Raw genomic sequence first — 2,258 nt, forward strand, 5'->3', positions numbered from 1 at the left:
GTCGGGGCCGGACGGCTGGTGCCCGGCACCCAAGCCGAGCCGTTCCAGTACCGGACGTATCCGGGAATGGACGGGTCCGGGTAGTAACCCTCACGGGGTGTGTCGTCACCGGGGGCCGGGGTGGGCGCACTCATGTCCGTCGTGTCCGGTATCTGCTCGGGATTCGAATCGGGGTTACCCACACATACCAGAACGGCGCACCCGGCACTGCCCGTCCGGCCGTACGAGCCCCGAACGGGTTGATCTTCGCTGCGGGTTCACCCGGATCGGTGGTCCCTTGGGACGTGAAGGACGGGATGACGCGGGCGCGGCGAAAAAGTCTCCGCGAGTCGCGTAATGCCCGGGGCGCACGGCCCTCTCCTTCCACAGAGACACAGAGCCGTTGGGAGAGGAGCCCCATCATGCGCACCGTGGTGGAACGAGAGCTGACCATGAAAATGATCATGTCGACGGACCGGTACGCGCCGGTCGCCGCCCGGCTGCGGTACGCCACCGACGACCCGTTCGCCGTCCACGTCGCCTTCCACTCCGGCACCGACCGGCCGGTGCACTGGTCGTTCGCCCGCGACCTGCTGATGGAGGGCCGGTTCCGGCCCTGCGGGCAGGGCGACGTGCGGGTGTGGCCGGGGAGCGGTGTGGAGGGAGGCGCGCCGGTGGTGCTGCTGGCGCTCTCCTCGCCCTGCGGGGACGCGCTGCTGGAGGCCCCGGCGGGCGAGGTGGCCACCTGGCTGGCGCACACCCTGCGCGTGGTGCCCCGGGGCCGGGAGGGCGAGCTGCTCGACCTGGACGGCCCGCTGGCCGAGCTGCTCGCCCTGGAGTGAGCCCCGGAGGGAGCGCCGCAGTGGGCCCGGAAGCGGGCGCCGGGGCGATCCCTCAGAACAGCTTCCCGGGGTTGAGCAGCCCGAGCGGGTCGAAGGCGTCCTTCACGGCCCGCTGGAGTTCCATGGCGACCGGCCCCGCCTCCCGGGCCAGCCACTCCTTCTTGAGCACGCCGACGCCGTGCTCACCGGTGATGGTCCCGCCGAGTTCCAGCCCCAGCGCCATGATCTCGTCGAACGACTCCCGGGCGCGCCGCGACTCCTCGGGGTCGGCGGCGTCGAAGCAGACGGTGGGGTGCGTGTTGCCGTCGCCGGCGTGGGCGCAGACGCCGATGGTGAGCTGGAACTTGGACGCGATGCGCTCGACGCCCTCGAGCATCTCGGCGAGCCGGGAGCGGGGCACGCACACGTCGTCGATCATCGTGGTGCCCTTCACGGCCTCCAGCGCGATCAGGCTCAACCGCCGGGCCTTGAGCAGCAGTTCGGACTCGGCCGGGGTGTCGGCGGGCACCACCTGGGTGGCGCCGGCCGCCTCGCAGAGGGCGCCCACGGCGGCCAGGTCGGCGGACGGGTCCGGGGTGTCGAAGGCGGCGAGCAGCAGCGCCTCGGTCTCCTCCGGAAGACCCATCCTGGACAGGTCGTTGACCGCCTTGACCGTGGTGCGGTCCATCAGTTCCAGCAGCGAGGGCACGTGGCCGCCCTCCATGATCCGGCAGACGGCGTCGCAGGCCGCCGCCGCGGAGCTGAACTCGGCCGCCAGGACGAGTTGCTGCGGCGGCTTCGGCCTGAGCGCGAGGACCGCCTCGACGACCACGCCCAGCGACCCCTCGGAGCCGACGAAGAGCCGGGTCAGGTCGTAGCCGGCGACGCCCTTGGCGGTGCGGCGCCCGGTGGTCAGCAGCCGGCCGTCGGCGAGCACGACCCGCAGGCCGAGGACGTACTCGGCGGTCACCCCGTACTTCACGCAGCACAGGCCGCCGGAGGCGGTGCCGATGTTGCCGCCGATGGTGCACATCTCCCAGCTGGAGGGATCCGGCGGGTAGTGGAGGCCCTGCTCCTCGACCGCGCGGGAGAGGGCGGCGTTGATGACGCCGGGCTCCACGACCGCGTACCGGTCGACCGTGTTGATCTCCAGGATGCGGTCCATCCGGATCAGGGAGAGCACGATGCACCCGTCGGTGGCGTTGGCCGCGCCGGAGAGTCCGGACCGGGCGCCCTGCGGCACCACCGGGACGCGCAGCGCGGTGGCGGTGCGCATCACGTGCTGGACCTGTTCGGTGGTGCGCGGCAGGACCACGACGGCGGGAACGCCGGCCGGGCAGAAACTGGCCATGTCGTGCGAGTAGGAGGCGGTGACGTCGGGGTCGGTCAGGACGGCGTCCTCGGGGAGGCCGTCCAGCAGTCGGGTGATCAGGTCACGGCTCATGGGCCCAGGGTGGC

At 72.1% G+C, this 2,258-nt stretch carries 3 protein-coding genes; 1 reads left to right on the forward strand and 2 read right to left on the reverse strand.

Annotated features, from left to right (window positions below; genetic code table 11):
* On the reverse strand, nt 1–134 hold a 134-nt coding region (locus tag HW445_RS27655; protein WP_180223598.1), incomplete at its 3' end, for a DUF2510 domain-containing protein.
* Between the two features lie 267 nt (nt 135–401).
* On the opposite strand from HW445_RS27655, the gene HW445_RS27660 reads away from it, so the two are divergent.
* Nucleotides 402–821, forward strand: coding sequence for an SsgA family sporulation/cell division regulator (locus HW445_RS27660; protein WP_180223599.1), 420 nt, complete (start codon nt 402–404; stop codon nt 819–821).
* Between the two features lie 52 nt (nt 822–873).
* Here the strand turns inward: HW445_RS27660 and HW445_RS27665 are convergent, their stop codons facing one another.
* Nucleotides 874–2,244 carry an FAD-binding oxidoreductase gene (locus HW445_RS27665; RefSeq protein WP_180223600.1) on the reverse strand — a complete coding sequence of 457 codons (1,371 nt, stop codon included), beginning with the start codon at nt 2,242–2,244 and terminating at the stop codon, nt 874–876.
* Nucleotides 2,245–2,258: the final 14 nt, after the last annotated feature.

Origin of the sequence: Streptomyces sp. UH6, from assembly GCF_013421635.1 — a bacterium.
GTDB lineage: Bacteria > Actinomycetota > Actinomycetes > Streptomycetales > Streptomycetaceae > Streptomyces > Streptomyces abyssomicinicus.